The organism is Pseudomonas sp. PS01299, assembly GCF_029960145.1.
In the GTDB taxonomy this organism is placed as follows: domain Bacteria; phylum Pseudomonadota; class Gammaproteobacteria; order Pseudomonadales; family Pseudomonadaceae; genus Aquipseudomonas; species Aquipseudomonas putida_A.
Genome location: NZ_JASCPO010000482.1, coordinates 1 through 1,279 on the forward strand (window position 1 = coordinate 1; position 1,279 = coordinate 1,279).

1 protein-coding gene is annotated in these 1,279 nt (G+C 61.2%); it reads right to left on the reverse strand.

Annotated elements, in window-relative coordinates; genetic code table 11:
* Nucleotides 1-84: 84 nt before the first annotated feature.
* On the reverse strand, nt 85-1,059 hold the full coding sequence (gene hemB / locus QMX91_RS31140) for a porphobilinogen synthase (RefSeq protein WP_027613860.1): 975 nt from the start codon (nt 1,057-1,059) through the stop codon (nt 85-87).
* Nucleotides 1,060-1,279 lie beyond the last annotated feature (220 nt).

The following is a 1,279-nucleotide window of genomic DNA, read 5'->3' on the forward strand; positions in this document are numbered from 1 at the left end:
GGCGTCGTGTCAGTCAACCTATTCGTTGCTGATACACCGCATTCGCGAGCAAGCCCGCTCCCACAGGGGGTTCTGCGGTATTCGTCAGATCCCGGCCAATGCCAGATCCATCGCAAAGTAAGTAAAGATCAGGTCCGCCCCCGCGCGCTTGATCGCGCCCAGGCTTTCGCGCACCACGCGATCCTCGTCGATTGCACCGGCCTGCGCGCCGAACTTGATCATCGCGTACTCGCCGCTGACCTGATACGCCGACAGCGGCAGGTTCGAGGCTTCACGAATGTCGCGGATGATGTCGAGGTACGCACCGGCCGGTTTGACCATCAGCGCATCGGCGCCTTCCTGCTCGTCTAGCAGCGATTCGCGCAGGGCTTCGCGGCGGTTCATCGGGTTCATCTGATAGCTTTTGCGATCACCCTTCAGCGCGCTGCCGCCGGCCTCGCGGAACGGGCCATACAGCGCCGAAGCGAATTTGGTCGAGTAGGCCATGATCGGAATCTGGGTGAAACCGGCGGCGTCCAGCGCCTGGCGAATCGCCCGCACCTGGCCGTCCATCGCCGCCGACGGGGCGATCACGTCAGCACCGGCACGCGCCGCCGCCACGGCTTGCTTGCCGAGGTTGATCAGGGTCTGGTCGTTGTCGACTTCGTGGTTGTGCATCACGCCGCAGTGGCCGTGATCGGTGTATTCGCAGAAGCAGGTGTCGGACATCACGATCATTTCCGGCACGGCGTCCTTGGCAATCCGCGACATGCGCGAGACCAGTCCCTCTTCGCGCCAGGTGTCGCTGCCGTTGGCGTCCAAGTGATGGGAAACGCCAAAGGTCATTACCGACTTGATCCCGGCACGGGCATAACGCTCGATTTCACTGGCCAGCTTGCGCTCGGGAATGCGCATCACCCCCGGCATGCTCTTGATCGGTACGAAGTCGTCGATCTCTTCTTCGACGAAAATCGGCAGCACCAGATCATTCAGGCTGAACTCGGTTTCCTGGAACAGGCTGCGCAGGCTCGCATTGCGGCGCAGACGGCGGGGACGTGCTTCGGGGAACTGGCTGGACATGGGGCTTTCCTGAAATCGGAAGATGAGACGAAAGTCGTAGGGGGCGAAGCTTATGCCTTCGCTGGGCGCAGGTACAAACCTGGATCAATCAACAGTGCGTTACCGAGGACGCAATAATCTGCGGGCGTCATCACTATTCCTGTGGGAGCGGGCTTGCTCGCGAAGGAGGTGTATCAGAAAAAGACGTGTTGACTGACACGACGCCTTCGCGAGCAAGCCC

Coding starts and splice junctions, on each gene's coding strand:
- hemB (WP_027613860.1), bottom strand. CDS start 1,059: ATGTCCAGCCAGTTCCCCGAAGCACGTCCCCGCCGTCTGCGCCGCAAT.